General features: G+C 38.3%; 14 protein-coding genes and 1 pseudogene. 13 read left to right on the plus strand and 2 right to left on the minus strand.

What is annotated here, in order from left to right; translation table 11 throughout:
- Window positions 1-107: 107 nt before the first annotated feature.
- On the minus strand, window positions 108-323 hold the full coding sequence (locus Q9306_RS03070) for a spore germination protein (RefSeq protein ID WP_306195177.1): 216 nt from the start codon (window positions 321-323) through the stop codon (window positions 108-110).
- Window positions 324-573: 250 nt separating this feature from the next.
- On the opposite strand from Q9306_RS03070, the gene Q9306_RS03075 reads away from it, so the two are divergent.
- The 4 genes from Q9306_RS03075 to Q9306_RS03090 all read left to right on the plus strand — a co-directional run bounded on the left by Q9306_RS03075 (window position 574) and on the right by Q9306_RS03090 (window position 4,146).
- Window positions 574-1,065 (plus strand): DUF1648 domain-containing protein, encoded by a 492-nt coding sequence (locus tag Q9306_RS03075; RefSeq protein ID WP_306195179.1) that lies wholly within the window; start codon window positions 574-576, stop codon window positions 1,063-1,065.
- 141 nt (window positions 1,066-1,206) lie between these two features.
- Window positions 1,207-2,298, plus strand: a complete 1,092-nt coding sequence (locus Q9306_RS03080; protein ID WP_306195181.1) for a DUF5667 domain-containing protein — start codon at window positions 1,207-1,209, stop codon at window positions 2,296-2,298.
- An 86-nt stretch (window positions 2,299-2,384) separates the two neighbouring features.
- Window positions 2,385-3,107 (plus strand): RNA polymerase sigma factor SigI, encoded by a 723-nt coding sequence (sigI, locus tag Q9306_RS03085; protein ID WP_306195183.1) that lies wholly within the window; start codon window positions 2,385-2,387, stop codon window positions 3,105-3,107.
- Window positions 3,100-4,146, plus strand: coding sequence for an anti-sigma factor domain-containing protein (locus Q9306_RS03090; protein WP_306195185.1), 1,047 nt, complete (start codon window positions 3,100-3,102; stop codon window positions 4,144-4,146). The genes sigI and Q9306_RS03090 overlap by 8 nt, the downstream gene beginning before the upstream one ends.
- Window positions 4,147-4,284: 138 nt before the next feature.
- Here Q9306_RS03090 and Q9306_RS03095 read toward each other — a convergent pair whose 3' ends face one another.
- Entirely contained in the window at window positions 4,285-4,950 is a 666-nt protein-coding gene (locus Q9306_RS03095; RefSeq protein ID WP_306195187.1) for an HAD family hydrolase, read from the minus strand.
- A gap of 275 nt (window positions 4,951-5,225) precedes the next feature.
- Here Q9306_RS03095 and aceB point away from each other — a divergent pair, with 275 nt between their 5' ends.
- The 9 genes and pseudogenes from aceB (at window position 5,226) to addA (ending at window position 19,798) form a co-directional block, all read left to right on the plus strand.
- Window positions 5,226-6,815 (plus strand): malate synthase A, encoded by a 1,590-nt coding sequence (gene aceB / locus Q9306_RS03100; RefSeq protein WP_306195189.1) that lies wholly within the window; start codon window positions 5,226-5,228, stop codon window positions 6,813-6,815.
- 12 nt (window positions 6,816-6,827) lie between these two features.
- On the plus strand, window positions 6,828-8,114 hold the full coding sequence (gene aceA, locus Q9306_RS03105) for an isocitrate lyase (protein WP_371932302.1): 1,287 nt from the start codon (window positions 6,828-6,830) through the stop codon (window positions 8,112-8,114).
- A gap of 278 nt (window positions 8,115-8,392) precedes the next feature.
- On the plus strand, window positions 8,393-8,971 hold the full coding sequence (locus Q9306_RS03110; RefSeq protein WP_306195193.1) for a competence protein ComK: 579 nt from the start codon (window positions 8,393-8,395) through the stop codon (window positions 8,969-8,971).
- Window positions 8,972-9,361: 390 nt separating this feature from the next.
- Window positions 9,362-10,147: pseudogene (locus tag Q9306_RS03115) on the plus strand (N-acetylmuramoyl-L-alanine amidase); the annotation flags it as partial.
- A gap of 480 nt (window positions 10,148-10,627) precedes the next feature.
- Window positions 10,628-10,828, plus strand: coding sequence for a cold-shock protein (locus Q9306_RS03120; RefSeq protein WP_035437341.1), 201 nt, complete (start codon window positions 10,628-10,630; stop codon window positions 10,826-10,828).
- Between the two features lie 295 nt (window positions 10,829-11,123).
- Complete coding sequence (locus tag Q9306_RS03125; protein ID WP_306195197.1) at window positions 11,124-11,723, plus strand: TVP38/TMEM64 family protein; 600 nt, start codon at window positions 11,124-11,126, stop codon at window positions 11,721-11,723.
- Between the two features lie 53 nt (window positions 11,724-11,776).
- Complete coding sequence (gene lepB, locus Q9306_RS03130) at window positions 11,777-12,340, plus strand: signal peptidase I (protein WP_306195199.1); 564 nt, start codon at window positions 11,777-11,779, stop codon at window positions 12,338-12,340.
- 229 nt (window positions 12,341-12,569) lie between these two features.
- Window positions 12,570-16,079, plus strand: coding sequence for a helicase-exonuclease AddAB subunit AddB (addB, locus tag Q9306_RS03135; RefSeq protein ID WP_306195201.1), 3,510 nt, complete (start codon window positions 12,570-12,572; stop codon window positions 16,077-16,079).
- Window positions 16,076-19,798: a helicase-exonuclease AddAB subunit AddA gene (gene addA, locus Q9306_RS03140; protein ID WP_306195203.1), complete on the plus strand. Its 3,723-nt coding sequence runs from the start codon at window positions 16,076-16,078 to the stop codon at window positions 19,796-19,798. The genes addB and addA overlap by 4 nt, the downstream gene beginning before the upstream one ends.
- Window positions 19,799-19,822: the final 24 nt, after the last annotated feature.

The following is a 19,822-nucleotide window of genomic DNA, read 5'->3' on the forward strand; positions in this document are numbered from 1 at the left end:
AAGAGGCCCTGACCGCTTCTATGCACGGCCAGATGCTCTCGTCCTCCCCTAAAAAGAAAGAGGTTTTTATGTCGGTTTTTTAATTTGGATATATATAAATCACTACTTTACAATGTGAATTTTATATCTTGATCAGTTTGATCGTTATCAGATACATTTGAGGTACTAACCCCATTAAAGATTTTCAGTGTCCTTGCTGCATTTGATGCTCCAGAGCCATGATATTCTTTATTATGGAATTGAGGATTTACATTGTATTTGTCTCCTAAGTTTACATTTCCGTTACATTTTGAAATGACAATACTGTCAACAATTGCAGGCATGCTCTTCACCTCTTTTTTACTTTTAGTGTATGCTGCTTATTTTGAAAAAAAGATTGTTTATGAAAATAAGTAACCTAATCCCGGGGATGGATTGTAAATTTATGTTAAAATATACATGTAGATTAACAGGTAAATTTAGTCGCTGTCGGTATTGATTTGTATACTGCTATAACACATTTTCTTCTCATTATCTGATCTACTAAACTGTTTTTTCAGCTATGAAAAATAATATGAAAGCAGGGAGATAGAGATGAAAAAGATTGCGCCAAGAACAATTCTTGAAAGATGGTTGGACGGTTTGTCGCTTATTGGGATTGTTGTGATGCTAATATATATTGGCTTCATATGGTTATCTTTACCGCATAGGATTCCAACTCATTTTGGATGGAATGGAGAAGCGGATGGATTTGGCGGGAAAGGGAATATTTTTATTCATCCGATTGTTGGGTTAGGATTCTATATATTATTTCATGTTTTAAGTCGTTTTCCTCATTTATTTAACTATCCTTCGCATGCTACAGAGGCGCAAAAACAACAATTATATTTACATTCCCGCACATTATTAGGTTGGTTACAATTTGAGATTATTACATTTGGTGTATATAGTACGTGGGAAAATGCACAAATTGCAATGCAAAAAGAAGTCGGATTTTCTACAATTTCACTTATCATATTTCTCGTTATATTATTTAGTACAATGATATTTCATATAGTTAGAAGTTTACGGATGATAGAAAAATAGAAGAGTAATTTTCATATGTATTGAAAAAGGTGACAGAAAGTCAGTTTTTTATTTTTTATGAAAAAATTTTGTCTGACCCCCCTAAAACTCATTTTCCTTCCGAATATGTATAGCAAAGAAAGCAAATGGAGGAAAGATGAGATGAAAAAGGTACTATTAAAAGGAACTATGATAACAATGATGGCATGCAGTCCATTTTTAATGGGGACGGCGGCGTATGCTAGCAGCAACACAGATGCAGCAAAAACAACAGAGACAGAAAAGCCGACTTTAGTGCAAGGGGATTTCTTTTACTTTGTAAAAACGATGGTAGAAGATATTAAAATGGCGCTTGCGAACAATGATTTAGACAAGGCAAAGCTACTATCTGAACAAGCGGCAGAACGCATTGCTGAAGCGGATGTGTTAATGAAAAAGGGGAAAGATGATTTCACACAAGATACATTAGAAAAAGCAGCTGAAAACTTAGAAAAAGCGGATGAGCTTTCAGGAGAAACGAAAACAGAAAAGACTGCTGAGGTAAAGAAAGAAGAAACAGAAAAAGCAGCCGACGAAACGAAAACAGAAGTAGAAAAGACTACTGACGTAAAGAAAGAAGAAACAGCAAAACCAGCTGATGAAACGAAAACAGAAGTAGAAAAGACTACTGACGCAAAAAAAGAAGAAACAAAAAAGCCAGCTGACAAAGAAAAAACAGAAGTGGAAAAAGTAAAAGTACATATTGGACACAATATCGAAGCATTAGCAAAAGCGCTTGATAAAGTGAAAAATCCGAAGGCGAAGGAAGCAATTTCCAAAAATATAGAGAAGAGTTTTGCAAGAATTGCTGTTAAAATAGAAAAAGTACAAGAAAAGCAAAAGCATGTTGTTGCACAGGAAAATAAGCCAGTAGATCAAAATATAGAAGAAACTTCTGAAAAAATGGAAGACACAAATAAAGTCGAACAACCATCACAAATAGAGCAGTCCGCACAACCAGCACAGCCAGCACAACCAGCGCAACCAGCGCAACCAGCACAACCAGCACAGCCAGCACAACCGGCACAACCAGCACAACCAGCACAACCAGTACAACCAGCACAACCAGTACATAAAGCTGCTGTTTCTCATGAGAATCATGAAAAATCCAAACAAAAGGAAAATCATGAAGAGAACGGTAAAAAAGTCGGTCAAGAAAAGCGTGAAGAAAAACATGAGGAAAAACAAAGAGAGAAACATGAAGATAAGCACTAAGAAAAGTATGGAAATACTGTAGTGAAATGGTCACTTCTTTAGTGACCGTTTTGCTATTTTAGCAGAGGGGAGGAGAGGGACTACCTGTGTTAAGTTTATTGATGAAAGTCGTAAAAAAATCGACAATAGAAGACGTAGTATTTAAGATACAAAAAAATGAAGAAGATAAGGAAGCTTTTATCGCTCAGTATCGACCTTTTATTCGAAAATCGATTTCGGCTGTCTGTCGTCGTTATATTACGGAGCAGGACGATGAATATAGCATTGGACTGTTTGCATTTCATCAAGCCATTGAACAATATTCATATAAAAAAGGGAAATCTTTTCTTTCGTTTGCTGAACTTCTTATAAAAAGAGATGTAATTGACTATATTCGTAAGGAGTCTAGGCATAACCTCGTCTTTTTAAAAGAAGACCAGCAAGAGGAAACATTAGAAATGCAAGCAGCCCTTACGGAATATATGAAAGAGATGGAAAGCAGCAACCGGAAGGAAGAAATTCTTCATTTTCAAAACGTGCTATCTGAATTTAAAATATCGTTTGCTGAGCTTGCTAAAGAGTCTCCGAAGCATCGTGATACGCGGGAGCATTTAATAGGAATTGCAAAGATTATTGTAAAAGAAGAGAAAATGATAGAAGAGCTGTTCCGAAAGAAAAAGTTACCTCTCAAACAAATTGAACCACATGTTAGAACAAGCCGTAAAACGCTGGAGCGGCATAGGAAATATATCATTGCTATGTGCATTATTTTTGTAAACAATTACGTATACATTCAAGAATATATAAGAGGTGGGCAGGGTAATGAATAAAGGGATTGTGATGGATATAAAAAAACGCAGCATAGTTGTGTTGACACCGGACGGAGAATTTATTAATTGTAAGAAAAAGTTGAACTCTTACGTGATCGGACAGGAAATCGTATTTCCTGAACAAGAAAAGAGACAAGTGTCTTTTTCAGTTCCTTCTATATTAAAACCGGCATCATTAATTTTTACTTGTTTTCTATGTGTCTTTTTGTTTTTATTCAATCAGCCAGAAGAAAAAGCACTTGCCTATGTTTCTATCGATATTAACCCAAGCATAGAGGCGAGTGTGACAAAGGATCTTCGTGTTACGGAATTACGAGCTTGCAATGAGGATGGCAAGCGAATTTTAAAAGAATTAAAACGGTGGAAAAATGAGCATTTGCAAGACGTAGTGCGTGCAATTGTAAAACAAAGCAAAGAGGATGGATACTTAACGAGTGACAAGCAAGTTACGTTAACATCTGTTGCAAAAGAAAAATCATTGGAACCAGAGCTGCAAAAGACTATTCAAGAGTTAAAAAGTGAGTATGACGCAAAACATGTTACAGTCATATTTCAGGAAAGTACGATGCAGATGAGGGAGGATGCCCAAAAAGCAGGAGTCAGCACAGGGGTTTATCTGAAACAAGAAAATGAGAAGAAGAAATCACCTGTTTCCCCTGCGCCGCAAGTACAAGAGGAACAACCTTCTGAAGTAGATTCGCAGCCGGATTCATCGTCTCATTCAGATTCACCAGCGAATTCTTCGTCTTCTGAGCAACAAGACAGAACTGAGCAGAAAGAAGAAAACGAACAACAGCAACCAGCTCATGTACAGCAGCCGCAGGAAAGAAATAACGGCCATCGAGAAGAAAATAAAGAACAGAAAAAAGAAGATCACGAACAGAAAAAAGAGGAACAAGAGCAAAGAAAAGAACAAAAAAAAGAATATCACGAACAAAAAAAAGAACAGCAAGAGTATGAAAAAGAGCAACGAAAAGAAAATAAGCATGGAAATTCTTCAAAGCATGAAGAAAAGGGAAACGGAAAACATAATCGGTAAAAAGGTATAATATTGTATACCAAATAGTTCCGTTAATACGGGATAAATCGCATACCTAGTAATAAATCAACGCTCAGAAATCTATCATTCTGAGCGTTGATTTATTACTTCGCTTATTCAGTTAAAGCACCAGCTAGTTTAGTAAACGATTTTCATTTGAGGCAATATTGTTTTTAACTCTATTAAGTCATTTATCACTAAATCAGCCTGAGCAAGTTCCTCTTCTTGTGCAAAATCAAAATTACATCCAATTGCAATTAAACCATTATCTTTAGCTGCGTTTATATCAGATAACCGGTCTCCAACTACTGCTGCCTTTTTTATATCATATTTATTTATAATTGTTTTAACTAAATCTCCTTTATTGAGCGTTTGTATTTGTTGAATACTAAATGTTTCAGTAACCCAATTATCCAAATGATAATACCTCACAATTGCTTGTAAATATTCCGTTAAACCATTACTTGCTATGTAAATGGAACAATTATTTTCTTTTAAATAACTGAAAACTTCTTTTACATTAGGATATAGAGCACCTTTCCCACTTCTTATGTTTTCAATTAATCTTTCCAGAAAATAAGCATCTGTTTGTTCCCTTATTTCATTGGAATGATTAGGTAACAAAGCTTCCCAAACTTTTGGCAAAGGTACACCCATAATTTCACGGTATTGATCAATAGGGGTTACTGCATCCCATAAATTTAGTGACCGTAAATGGTTAAAAGTATCATCGAGTGATAATTCTAGAATTTTTTCTGTTTGAAATAGAGTTCCATCCATATCGAAAATCAGTGATTGTAACATTTCTTTCTCTCCCTTTTTAGCGTTGCTGAATAACTTATCACTATTCAACGAATCCCGTTTAGATAGATTTTAACATAAATTTACAATGATAATGACTATTGTCACGCAGTTATTCGGTACGCCCTTTACAAGGAATGTGAAAAGTACATATAAACCAATTTTGCAATATTGTTAAAAAATTCTAAAAAATCCTTCCCTTTTGATTTTTATGTTATATAATATAAACATAAAAATCAAAACTGTTATAAAACAGTTTGTGAAAAGGAGAGGCTAATATGTCGACGCAAACTTCGCGGGTTACACTCGTTGGAGAAGTATTACCGGCGTATTTGGAGATTTTGACACCGGAAGCACTCGCATTTATAAAAGAGTTGCATGAGAATTTTAACGGACGCCGTAAGGAATTACTACAGAAACGAGTAGAAAAGCAAAAGAGAATTGATGCAGGAGAGTTGTTACACTTTTTAGAGGAAACTGTAAATGTTAGGGCGGATGATTGGATGATTGCACCGCTTCCGAATGATTTACAAGATCGGCGCGTAGAAATTACAGGACCGGTTGATCGTAAAATGGTTATTAATGCCCTCAATTCAGGAGCGCGTGTGTTTATGGCGGACTTTGAAGATTCGAATGCACCAACATGGCAAAATGCAATGGAAGGGCAAATAAATTTACGAGATGCAGTTAAGGGAACGATTTTATATGAAAATGAAAATGGTAAAAAATATCGTCTCAATGAACAAACAGCTGTATTAATGGTGCGGCCTCGCGGGTGGCATTTACAAGAAAAGCATGTGTTAGTAGATGGTGAAGAAGTATCTGGGAGTTTATTAGATTTTGGGTTGTTCTTTTTTCATAATGCAAGGGCGTTAATAAAAAAAGGGAGCGGTCCATACTTTTACTTACCGAAAATGGAAAGTTACTTAGAAGCGAGATTATGGAATGATGTGTTCGTATTTGCGCAAAAATACGTTGGCATTCCGCATGGAACAATTAAAGCAACGGCACTGCTCGAAACGATTCATGCTTCATTTGAGATGGATGAAATTTTATATGAGCTTCGTGATCATTCAGCAGGGTTAAACTGCGGACGTTGGGATTATATTTTTAGTTTCTTAAAAACGTTTCGCAATCATGAACAGTTTTTACTTCCGGACCGGGCACAGGTGACGATGAGTGTTCCTTTTATGCGCGCGTATTGTTTACGCGTCATTCAAACGTGTCATCGCCGGGGTGCACCAGCGATTGGAGGGATGGCAGCGCAAATTCCAATTAAGAACAACCCGGAAGCAAATGAAGCAGCATTTGAAAAAGTGCGCGCTGATAAGGAGCGCGAAGCTGGTGATGGACATGATGGGACTTGGGTTGCCCATCCGGGACTTGTTCCTGTGGCGATGGAAGTATTTGATCGCATCATGACAAAGCCAAATCAAATCTATCGAAAACGGGAAGAAATACGTATCACAGAACAAAGTTTATTAGAAGTTCCAGTGGGAACGATTACAGAAACAGGTCTTCGTACAAACATTAGTGTTGGTATTCAATATATTGCATCGTGGTTAAGCGGCAGGGGAGCTGCACCTATTTATCACTTAATGGAAGATGCGGCAACTGCAGAAATTTCAAGGGCACAAGTGTGGCAATGGATTCGTCACAAGGAAGGAAAGCTCGAGGATGGAAGAAAAATTACGTTTGCATTAGTAGAACAGTTTAAAGCAGAAGAATTAGAGAAAATAGAGCAAGAGATTGGTAGTGATCGATTTGAAAAAGGACGATTTGTCGAAGCTACGAACCTATTTACAAATCTTGTTCGTAATGATGAATTCGTATCATTTTTAACGTTACCGGGCTATGAGATTTTATAAAGGGAAAAGGGGATGGAAGTAATGGGAAATAAAAGAGCCTTGCAATTACAAGAGAGCTGGGAGCTTGATAAACGTTGGAAAGGAGTTACACGTCCGTATTCTGCAGAGGAGGTCATTCGTCTTCGCGGATCGGTTGATATTGAATATACGTTAGCACGCCGCGGTGCAGAAAAACTTTGGAATTCTCTCCATAGCGAAGATTACATTCATGCGTTAGGGGCATTAACTGGGAATCAAGCAATGCAGCAAGTAAAGGCGGGGTTAAAGGCAATTTATTTAAGCGGTTGGCAAGTAGCGGCAGATGCAAATTTATCAGGTCACATGTATCCAGACCAAAGTTTGTATCCGGCAAACAGTGTGCCGGCGGTTGTGAAACGGATTAATCAAACGCTGCAGCGTGCAGATCAAATTCAGCATATGGAAGGAAGCGGTGATATTGATTACTTCGTGCCAATTGTTGCTGATGCAGAGGCAGGTTTTGGCGGGCAACTCAATGTATTTGAACTGATGAAAGGAATGATTGAGGCAGGGGCGTCTGGTGTTCACTTTGAAGATCAACTTTCTTCTGAAAAGAAATGTGGTCATTTAGGCGGAAAGGTATTACTCCCAACACAAACGGCAGTGCGTAATTTAATATCAGCACGTCTTGCGGCAGATGTAATGGGAGTGCCAACGCTCATTATTGCGAGAACAGATGCTGACGCAGCGGATTTAATTACGAGTGATATCGACCCTGTTGATCAACCATTTATTACAGGGGAAAGAACACCAGAAGGGTTCTTTCGGACGAAAGCTGGACTGGATCAAGCGATTGCACGCGGCTTAGCATATGCACCGTATGCCGACCTTGTTTGGTGTGAAACATCAGAACCGAATTTAGAAGATGCAAAACGCTTTGCAGAAGCAATCCATAAAAAATTCCCTGGAAAACTACTAGCTTACAACTGTTCACCGTCTTTTAACTGGAAGAAAAAATTAGACGATAAAACAATTGCAAACTTCCAAAAAGAAATTGCATCTTACGGCTATAAATTCCAGTTCGTAACACTTGCTGGCTTCCATGCGCTAAACTATGGCATGTTTGAGCTAGCGCGCGGTTATAAAGAACGAGGTATGGCTGCGTATTCAGAGCTGCAGCAAGCGGAATTTGCCGCAGAGCAGTACGGTTACTCAGCAACGCGTCACCAACGAGAAGTTGGTACAGGATATTTTGATGAAGTAGCACAAGTGATTACTGGCGGAACTTCGTCAACGACAGCATTGAAAGGATCTACTGAGGCAGAGCAGTTTACACGATGAGAAAAGAGAGAGTCAGCTACCCTGCTGACTCTCTCTTTTATTACAAATATTTCAAAATGGGAAAAATAAAATTGTCTACCAAATAATTTTATTTTCTATTGGAAGATTATGTAGTTTCATTCTGTTATTTATACAAACGTATAAAAAGAATTTTTAATTAATTAATAAGGGATTGTAAAAAAATTGAAAATATCAATTATTTTTTGTATAAAATGGTACAATTATCCATGTAGATAATTGCATGAAATTATCCAAAATTGACAAAGGAGAGGAAGAAAATGACTGGTAAAGTCGAAAGATACACGCCGCAGTACATTGTGAATTCAAAAACGATTGCGCTGCTTCCAATCGTTTTAAATGATAAACGTATTGTAACGCGTGTAATTGAAGAAAATGATGAATTTTTTGTGTATCAAAAGCCGCTTGAGATTGTAGAACAAAGTTGTCGTCAATATGGCGCTAGCTTTGGCGGGCGAAAAGATGGTACGAAGGAATACACAGGCTTTACGCATAAAGCACCGATTGCAATTAGTCCTACAGATTATATCTATTTTTTCCCCACATTTTCTTACTCTCGCAAAGAGTGTGCTTGGTTATCGCATTTTCATATCGAAAATGTAACCAAGCTTCCGCATGGAAATATTCTAATTGAATTCATAAACGGTCAAACCATTAAGCTAGAAGTATCTAAAAACAGTTTTGAAAATCAGAGAAATCGAACTGCACAACTTCGTGCCGAATTTGAAGATCGAAAAAGAAAACAAGCGGCGACAAAATTTTTACTAGTGAATCAAAATGAGGTTTTAGAACTAACGCCAGCATATGAAAAAATGTATCTTTTTAAAAAAGAAGATTGATCATATGGAATAAGAAGAAGGAACTATCCTTCTTCTTATTCATACATCAGCAGAACTTTTTATCTGTTTTTACCAGTAATTATGTGAGATAATGTAAATATATATAAATCGCTGCCAAATTTGTTCTTACTTTTTCCTTTTATGCTAAGTCTTTATGTCGAAGGGAATTTTATGCATGGCCAGAGGTTCTCGTTCATCTAAAAAGAGAGTGTTTCTATGCCATTTTTTAATTTGTATTTATATAGTTGAGTCCCAAAAATATATCTATTATTATATAGTTAATTTTTCTATTATTTCTCAATTCTTCCAATAAAGTTTGACCGGGGCTTTTTAGTTATTTTTTTACATAAATCAAACAAGATTTTTTGAAGGTGATGAAAAATGAAACCTATGAAACTACTATTTTCTGTAACTGTAGCATCTATCACGTTATTAACCTCGGTTAATAGTGCGTTTGCTGATAGTACACTTATTATTCCAAATTTGCCTAAGGAACCATATCGCAATGGTATAGGCATGTATGAAGGGGTTGTAGCGCATTCAACTGCTACTCCTGAAGTACCGGCAATTAATATTCAACGTTTTCAGTCTCGTACATGGTCATCCGCTTTTGTTCATTATGTTGTTGATTGGGATGAGACGATTCAGACTGCGAGTACAAAATATCGTGCGTGGGGGGCAGGGCCAACTGCGAATGAGAGATTTGTTCAAGTTGAATTAAGTGAGACGAAAAATCCAGTAAAGTTTAAACAGTCCTATGAACGTTATGTAAAACTGCTAGCGGAGATTTTGCGTAACCGCAATATTCATCCATCGAAAGGGTTATTGACTCATAAAGACGTTACGTATAAGTTCGGTGGTACTGATCACGAAGATCCATTATCTTACTTAGCTAGTCACGGTATATCGGAAGCACAATTTCGTGCGGATGTGCTAAAAGCTTATAATGGAAATGCTATTTCAAGCGGGGCAAAAGTGCAGCAATCGAATAAGGCGCAAGGTACGGTATATGTTAATAGAAATAATGTGAATCTACGTTCTGGCCCATCAACGAGTAATCGTATTATTCGTAAAGTGCAAAAAGGAGAAGTGTACAAAGTGTGGGGGCAATCAGGAAACTGGTTAAATGTAGGTGGGAATCAGTGGATTTACAATGATGCATCGTACATTCGTTACACGAAAAAATAATGATTCTTTCGTTCGTAAACAAGTAAACGGATTTGAACTCTTTTTTCATTATATAAGTTTCTAAAATAAAAGAATCGACGCCCAATAAGCGACGGTTCTTTTGTTTATATATATCTACTTTGATCTTTTAACATTTAAGTTGCTGTTATGTAAAACAAAAAGTGATATGCACCTCCCTTTGTTTTTACATTGCCTGTGGCAGAAAAGGGCCCTGACCGCTCGAAGCGTGACTAGCCGCTCTTGCCCATCTAAAAAAAAATGGTTTTTATGTTGTACATTCTTTTTTTAATATGGTATAGTTAATGTATAGTTGAATACTCTTAAATCAAGCAATCCATATATTATCAAGTGCCGTGAAGCTAGCGAGAAAAATTATGTATGTGTTCTGTTTCGCATTTGATAATGTGTGGATTCTTTTTTTATGTTGTGAAAACTAAAAAATATGTTTATTTTCAGGAGGAAGTTATTATGAAAACAGGTCAAGTAAAATGGTTTAACAACGAAAAAGGTTTCGGTTTCATCGAAGTTCCAGGCGAAAACGATGTATTCGTACATTTCTCTGCTATCACAACTGAAGGTTTCAAATCTTTAGAAGAAGGCGAAAAAGTTAGCTTTGAAGTAGAAGAAGGTAACCGTGGACCTCAAGCTAAAAACGTTGTAAAACTATAATCTTATAGATCATAGTAAAAAAGGATGGCATTTGCCATCCTTTTTTTGTTATTTGAAAAAGGATTTTTTCTAGGAAATATGGAAATTAAATATATATTTAGTTGTCAGATATATCATTTCCCCTTATTGCTTAATAATGGTAAAGTAATAACAAGAAAAGGTAAACGGAAACGTTAGTCAAGAAATATTTTTCTCATGGAGTTGCACAAATCGCGTTCTTCTAGGAAGTGTAATGTCCTCTTCATTCAGAAAAAAGTTACAATTCATTAGAGCATGTAAAGGGGTACATAGTAGGATGGATTTTCAAACAATTAAAGAATTTTTCACAATAGAAAATATGGAACATTTGTTAAAGAGCTATCAGGCATTTGGTCCGTTAATTGGCGTTGGACTTCCGATGATTGAAGCGTTTATTCCAGCTTTGCCTCTCTTTTTATTTGTGATGGCAAATGCAGTTGCCTTTGGATTATGGCTTGGCTTTTTCTATTCATGGCTCGGTTCATGTATAGGAGCGATGCTTGTGTTTTTTATCATTCGTCGTTTTGGAAGAAGTCGCTTTTTTGCTTTTGTAAATAGGCATCCACGAGTTCGCAGTGCGATGACATGGATCGAGCGAAAAGGATTTGCACCCATTTTCCTTTTATTTTGTTTTCCATTTACACCGTCAGCGCTTATCAATGTAGTAGCGGGTTTGTCGCGTATTAGTAAGCGGCAGTTTGTTTTAGCACTTTCACTCGGTAAACTTGTGATGATTTTCATGTTAAGTTACGTTGGTCATGATCTTACCTCTTTTATGCATAAGCCGGTAAAAACAACGATCGTACTAGGTATCATTTTTGTTTTATGGTACGTTGGAAAGAAAATTGAAGTAAAGCTTGAACTGAGCAGAGACTAAACTTCGTAAGTGAGCGCACCCCTGTTATAGAAAAGAGAAAGGGATGTGGCATGATGAAGCGAAAGTGGAAAAAAGAAAGCATAGAGTGGATGAGAGTCATTTTAGTAGGTGTTTTATTAGCTGTATTTTTCCGCACTTTTTTCTTTGCAACGTACGTGGTAGAAGGGAAATCGATGATGCCTACGCTTCAAGATGGTAATATGCTGATTGTGAATAAAGTGGGTTATCAGTTCGGTGAATTGAACCGCTTTGATGTTGTTGTTTTTCATGCGAATAAACAAGAAGATTATGTAAAACGAATTATTGGACTTCCAGGAGACCAAATTGCATACAAACATGATAAACTATATATTAACGGACAATTTATTGAAGAGCCGTATTTAGATGCATACAAAAAACAAATTCATGGAAGACAGTTAACCGGAGACTTTACCCTAGAAGAGTTAACAGATGAAAAGATTGTTCCGCAAGGGTTTATCTTTGTAATTGGAGATAATCGTTTAGGAAGCTGGGATAGTCGTCACTTCGGATTTGTAAAAATAGAACAAGTTGTTGGAAAAGTTGATTTACGCTATTGGCCAATCAATGAAGTACAAACAAATTTCTCTAAAGGGTAATTCGAAATTTCGAATTACCTTCTTTTTCGGATAAAGTGAAACTTTAATCAGAGGGGGTTTTCTTCATCACCCCTCTGATTATTAGTTGAACCAATCGGGCTTTTACGGGCAGTTATCCCACACCTATCTTCTTCGATTCTTTCTCAATCTTGAGGTGGGGGTCTTACTGCCCGTTAATGCGGGATAGATTTTGATTGGTCGAAGTTCACTTATAGAAAGGCGGGTTTACATGTCACTTCGATTTATAATAGGACGAGCTGGAAGTGGAAAGAGTACGATGTGTTTGCAAGAAGTACAGCATGATTTGCAGCATCGTCCAAAAGGTGAAACGATTTTATATCTTGTGCCAGAGCAAATGACATTCCAAACGCAGCAAGCATTAATTAGTGGGGACGTAAGCGGCTCTATTCGTGCACAAGTGTTTAGTTTTTCACGGTTAGCCTGGAAGGTGCTTCAAGAAGTAGGCGGAGCAAGTCGCCTTCATATTGATGAATCTGGTGTGCATATGTTGCTTCGTAAAATTGTTGAGGCGCGTAAAGAAGAATTATATGTTTTTCAGAAAGCAGCAGAGCAAAACGGATTTTTTGAACAACTTGGCAGTATGATTACGGAATTTAAACGCTACAATTTAACGCCGTCAAATGTATATGCAATGTGGCAAGAATTAGAGGCTCATAGCAATGGAAATGAACAGAAACTGTTAGCAAACAAAATGTATGATTTGCAGCTTCTATATGATGATTTTGAACGAGCGTTAGTTGGAAAATATTTAGATTCTGAAGATTATATGAAGCTTTTATTTGAAAAGCTACCGTATTCAGAGTATGTGAAAGGTAGCATAATTTATATTGATGGATTCCACACATTTTCACCGCAAGAGTTAGAGATTGTAAGGCAGCTACTGCGATGCGGGGCAAAAATGACAATTACACTCACGATTGATGAAAAGACGTTATCACAGCAAGTAGGCGAACTGGATTTATATTATCAAACGCTTATCACGTATGAAAAAGTAAAACAAGTAGCAAGTGAAGAGAAAATTGTTATTGAAAATACGATTGTCATGCGAGAACAACCACGCTTTATGTCACCAGCACTTGCACATTTAGAGGCGCATTATGATTCTCGTCCTTATGCAGAGTTTCAAGGTGAATCACACATTACACTATATGCTGCGGCTAATTTACGGGCGGAAGTGGAAGGTGTTGCGCGAGAAATTCGCAGATTAGTAGCAGAAGAAGGGTATCGTTATCGTGATATCGCGGTGCTTCTTCGTAATGGTGAAAGTTATTACGATATGATGAGGACATTGTTTGTTGATTATAATATTCCATTCTTTATTGATGAAAAACGCCCAATGCTCCATCATCCATTAATTGAGTTCATTCGCTCTGCGTTAGAAGTCATTAGTGGGAATTGGCGTTATGACGCGGTATTTCGCTGCATAAAAACCGAACTGTTGTACCCGTTAGATGGCAATAAAGCGAGAATGCGTGATGAAATGGACGAATTTGAAAATTACTGCTTAGCGTATGGCGTGCAGGGGAAACGATGGACTTCGGAAGAGCCGTGGACATATCGTCGCTACCGTTCATTAGATGGTATACACGGCGGTCAAACAGATAGCGAACGCGAAATGGAAGAAAAGATTAATCGTCTTCGTGAGATTGTTCGCACACCGATTATTCGTTTGCAAAAGCGATTAAAACGAGCAAGGGCGACAATGAGTATGTGTGAAGCAGTTTATTTGTTTTTAGAAGAGCTAGACGTTCCGAAAAAATTAGAAGAGTTACGCCTGCAAGCAGAGGAAGAAGGGAATTTCTTATTTGCAAGTGATCATGATCAAGTATGGGAACAAGTCATCACGCTGCTAGATACGTGCGTTGAAATGCTTGGGGAAGAGAAAATGTCTCTATCTATGTTTACAAATGTGATGACGACAGGACTCGAGTCACTCCAGTTCGCGAATATTCCGCCGTCTTTAGATCAAGTGTTAATTGCCAATATTGACCGTTCTCGTCTTTCAAATATTCGAACGGCATTTGTAATTGGAGCAAATGAAGGGATTATTCCAGCGGCGCCGTCAGATGATGGTGTATTATCTGATGAAGAACGAGAAGTACTTGTTTCAGCGGGGATCGAACTGGCACCAACAGCGCGGCAAAAGTTACTCGATGAACAATTTGTCATTTATCAAACGGTAACGAGGGCAGCGGAAAAGTTATATATATCTTGTCCACTTGCAGATGAAGAAGGGAAGACGCTATTAGCATCTAGCTTTATAAAGAAAGTGAAAAGAATGTTCCCTTCTTCTGCGGAAATCTTTTTAACGAATGATGTAAATGATTTGTCTCATAGTGAGCAAATTTCATATGTGGCAACGCCAGAAGTGACACTTTCATATTTAACGCAGCAACTGCAAAACTGGAAACGATACGGCTTTGAGGGAAATCTTTCTTTCTGGTGGGATGTATACAATTTTTATGTTACAACGCCGGAGTGGAAGCAAAAGAGCACTCGTGTGTTATCCAGTTTGTTCTACCGAAACCGGGCGCGAAAATTAAGTCCTGCTGTAAGCGAGGAATTATACGGTGACAAAATTAAAGGCAGCGTCTCACGTATGGAGCTCTTTAATCGCTGTGCGTACGCTCATTTTGCACAGCATGGCTTATCTTTAAAAGAACGTGATATTTTCAAATTAGATGCACCGGATATCGGGGAACTGTTCCATGCTGCGCTGAAAAAGATTGCTGATAAATTATTGAAAGAAAAGCGTACTTGGGCTGATTTAACGGTAAAAGAGTGTGAATATCTTTCTGTGACAGTAATCGAAGAGTTAGCACCGCTTTTGCAGCGCCAAATTTTATTAAGTTCTAACAGGCATCATTATTTAAAACATAAATTGCAGCAAATTATTTTCCGTACTTCACTTGTGTTACGAGAGCATGCAAAATCGAGCGGATTTGTACCTGTTGATTTAGAAGTCGGATTTGGTATGGGCGGAACAAACTCATTGCCAGCTATGAAATTTGAATTATCAAATGGTGTGGAAATGGAAGTGGTTGGACGAATTGACCGCGTTGATAAGGCGGAAGATGAAGCAGGCACGTTTTTACGTATTATTGATTATAAATCGAGCGCGAAAAAATTAGATTTAACGGAAGTATATTACGGTTTGGCATTGCAGATGCTGACGTATTTAGATGTTGTCACAACAAACGCAAGCAAATGGATGGAGCGCGGCGGAAATGTAAATCCTGCCGGAGTCCTGTATTTCCATATTCATAATCCAATTGTTGAAATGAAAGGTGACGTGTCGGAGTCGGAAATTGAACAAGAAATTTTAAAGAAATTTAAAATGAAGGGACTCGTAATTGGAGACGCTGATGTCGTTCGGTTAATGGATAACACGTTAACGACAGGAAGCTCAAATATCATTTCAGCGGGCCTTAAAAAAGATGGTAGTTTTAGTGCTCGTTCTGATATTGCGAGCGAACAAGAATTTGATGTACTGCAAAAATACGTACATCGTACATTTGAAAACATCGGGACAGATATTACAGAAGGTGTCATCGATATTGCTCCGTATAAAATGGGGAATAAAACAGCATGTACGTTTTGTAATTTCCGCTCTGTTTGTCAATTTGATGAGTCGTTAGAAGATAACAAATTCAGGGCACTGCAAGATATGAAAGATAGTGAAGCGTTAGAGAAGATGAGAGAGGAGACCCAGTCATGATTCAAACTTGGCCAGCAAAACCAGAAGGAAGTCAGTGGACCGATGATCAGTGGAAAGCAATCGTTGCGGATGGCCGTGATATTTTAGTTGCAGCTGCAGCTGGGTCGGGAAAAACAGCGGTACTTGTTGAACGTATTATTCGTAAAATGATTCGAGAGGACGATCCAGTTGATGTTGATCGCCTGCTTGTCGTAACGTTTACAAATGCAGCGGCGCAAGAGATGAAAAATCGAATTGGGGAAGCGTTAGAAAAAGTATTAATTGATGATCCAGCTTCGCCGCACATTCGAAAGCAGCTCAGTCTATTGAACAGAGCATCGATTTCGACAATCCATTCTTTCTGTTTACAAGTGATTCGAACGTATTATTATATGCTTGATGTTGACCCGCGTTTTCGCATTGCGAATCAGACAGAGAATGAATTATTAAAAGAAGAAGTACTGGATGACATATTAGAAGCAGAGTACGGCATGGAGAATAATGAGTTGTTTTTTGAACTTGTAGATCGTTATACGAGCGACCGCACTGATGATGATCTGCAGCGGATGATTTTTGCGCTCCATACTGAATCAAGAGCGCATCCAGATCCGAATGGCTGGCTTGATAAATTAGTTGAAGCATATGACGTAGAAGGAAAAGCAATTGAAGAATTAATGTATGCTTCGTATTTATTAGAAGATGTAAAGGTGCAGCTGGAAACAGCAAAGCAATATGTCGTAAAAGCACTCGAACTTGCGATGTTGCCAGATGGTCCAGCACCGCGCGTCGAAACGCTGCAAGCGGATCTTTTGTTACTTCAGAACTTGTCCGAAGCAGCTTGTCACTCTTGGACAAGCACATATGAGGCAATGCAAACTGTTTCTTGGCAAACGTTAAAGCGTATTAAAAAGAGTGATTATAATGAAGAGATTGTGAAACAAGTTGATGCATTGCGGAATAAAGCGAAGGATGAAGTAAAGAAACTGCAGGAAGAGTTATTTAGCCGCAGTCCAGAAAGTTTTTTACGCGATTTTCAAGATATGCACCCAGTTTTACAAAAGCTTGTTGATCTTGTAAAAGTATTTACAGAACAGTTCCAAGCGATTAAGCGCGATAAAGGAATGGTTGATTTTACAGATTTAGAGCATTTTTGCCTACAAATTTTAAGCGAGCGTACAGATGAGGGAGAAATGCGTCCATCACCAGTTGCGTGGCAATATCGTCATAAATTTACAGAAGTGCTTGTTGATGAATATCAAGATACGAACTTTGTACAAGAATCGATTATTAAGCTTGTCACAAAAGATTCGGAGCAAGACGGCAATTTATTTATGGTGGGCGATGTAAAACAGTCCATTTATCGCTTCCGTTTAGCAGAGCCAGGACTATTTTTAGGGAAATATAAACGTTTTACATCTGAAGGTATCGATGGCGGCATGAAAATTGATTTGGCCAAAAACTTCCGTAGTCGTCATGAAGTACTAGCAGGGACAAACTTTATTTTTAAACAAATTATGGGCGAAGCTGTCGGAGAAATTGATTATGATGAAGACGCTGAGTTGAAGCTTGGCGCGAGTTATCCAGAAGGGGCGGATCCATCAGCGGAATTGTTATTTATTCATCAATCTGATAGTACGGCAGTGGATGAAGAGGAAGGTGTGGAATTAGAAAAGGCGCAATTAGAAGCTCGCCTCATCGCGCAAAGAATAAAAGCAATGGTCGATTCTGGTTATGAAGTTTATGACCGAAAAACAAATGGTATGCGTCCCGTTGCGTATCGTGATTTTGTTATTTTACTGCGCTCTATGCCATGGGCGCCGCAAATTATGGAAGAGTTAAAACAACAAGGTATTCCTGTTTATGCAGAGCTGGCGACTGGTTATTTTGAAGCGACTGAAGTGAATGTAATGATGAACCTGTTTCGCGTCATTGACAATCCAGCGCAAGATATTCCGTTAGCAGCTGTGCTTCGTTCGCCAATTGTTGGATTAACAGATGAAGAGCTGGCGATACTCCGTTCTCACGGGAAAAAGAGCTCTTTTTATGAAGTGCTGCGCTCTTTCTTGCAAGGAGCACCACTTCAGGAAGAGAAAGAATTGCATGAGAAACTATCATGGTTTTTCGAGCATTTACAAGAGTGGCGTGAATTTGCGCGTCAGCAGTCGCTTTCGGATTTAATTTGGAAAGTGTACCGAGAAACGGGTTATTATGACTTCGTCGGCGGTCTTCCTGCTGGTAAGCAGCGCCAGGCAAACCTTCGTGTGTTATATGATCGCGCCCGTCAATATGAAGCGACTTCATTTCGTGGTTTATTCCGTTTCTTGCGTTTTATTGAGCGGATATTAGAACGCGGTGATGATATGGGAACAGCGCGTGCGCTTGGCGAACAAGAAAATGTTGTGCGCATTATGACCATTCATAAAAGTAAGGGACTGGAGTTTCCAGTCGTATTTGTAGCAGGGCTTGGCAGACGTTTTAACACACAAGATTTAATGAAGCGTTTCTTATTGCATAAAGATTTCGGATTTGGCTCGCAGTTTATTGATCCGAAAAAGCGCATTAAATATACGACATTATCGCAGCTCGCGATTAAGCGCAAAATGAAAATGGAGCTGATTGCGGAAGAAATGCGCGTCTTATATGTAGCATTAACACGTGCGAAAGAAAAGCTCATTTTAATTGGGACAGTAAAAGATAAAGAAAAAGAAATACAGAAATGGCAAGATGCAAGAGAGCATACAGGCTGGTTATTGCCTGATTATGTACGTGCCGGGGCAACTTGTTACTTAGATTGGATTGTACCATCGTTATGCAGACATAAAGATAGTGATATGCTTTTTGAGATGGGACAAGGAAGTATTCCAGCTGAAATATATGAATATGATGCAAACTGGAAAGTAGAAGCGGTTGACGTGGCAGAGTTGCAAGCGCCAGAGCCAATGAAAGAAGAAAAGCAAGAGTTACTGGAAGCGCTTCGTGAGCAAAAAGCCGTTTCTTTATGCAGCGAACGACAAGGGGAAGTATATAAAAGGCTAACATGGAAATACGGATTCGAGGATGCGGCAACGCACCGTGCCAAGCAATCTGTTACGGAAATTAAACGAAATTACCAAGCAGAAGAAGGTAGTGATACGGCGTTTATCAAACGAGTTCGTGCGCCGATTGAAACGCGTCCGCGTTTTATGGAGAAAAAAGGACTTACGTATGCAGAACGCGGGACGGCTGTTCATACTGTTATGCAGCATGTAAACTTAGCGAAAGCAATAACAATTGAAGTGATTCAAGAACAAATTGCAGAAATGGTAAATAAAGAGCTGTTAACATTTGAACAAGCAGAAGAAATCGCACCGGAAAGAATTGTTGCCTTTTTTGAAACAGAACTTGGAAAACGACTGTTAACTGCAAAGTACGTAGAGCGCGAGGTACCGTTTACGATGATGTTATCTGCAGATGAAGCATATCAAGATTGGACAGATGAACAAGACGAATCCATCCTTGTTCAAGGGGTTATTGATTGCATGATTGAAGAAGAAGATGGCCTCGTTTTAATTGATTTTAAAACAGATGCAATTGAAGGGCGTTTCTCAGGTGGATTCGAACAAGCGAGACCAATATTAGAAGAGCGGTACAAAATACAGCTAGCACTTTATCGGAAAGCGCTAGAGAAAAGTTTGCATCAATCCGTAAAAGAAACATATTTATATTTCTTTGATGGCAGTCACGTATTGCGAGTAGATTGATAAAGTGAAACTTCCATCAGTGGG

This window comes from Bacillus multifaciens (assembly GCF_030756675.1).
Lineage (GTDB): Bacteria > Bacillota > Bacilli > Bacillales > Bacillaceae_G > Bacillus_A > Bacillus_A multifaciens.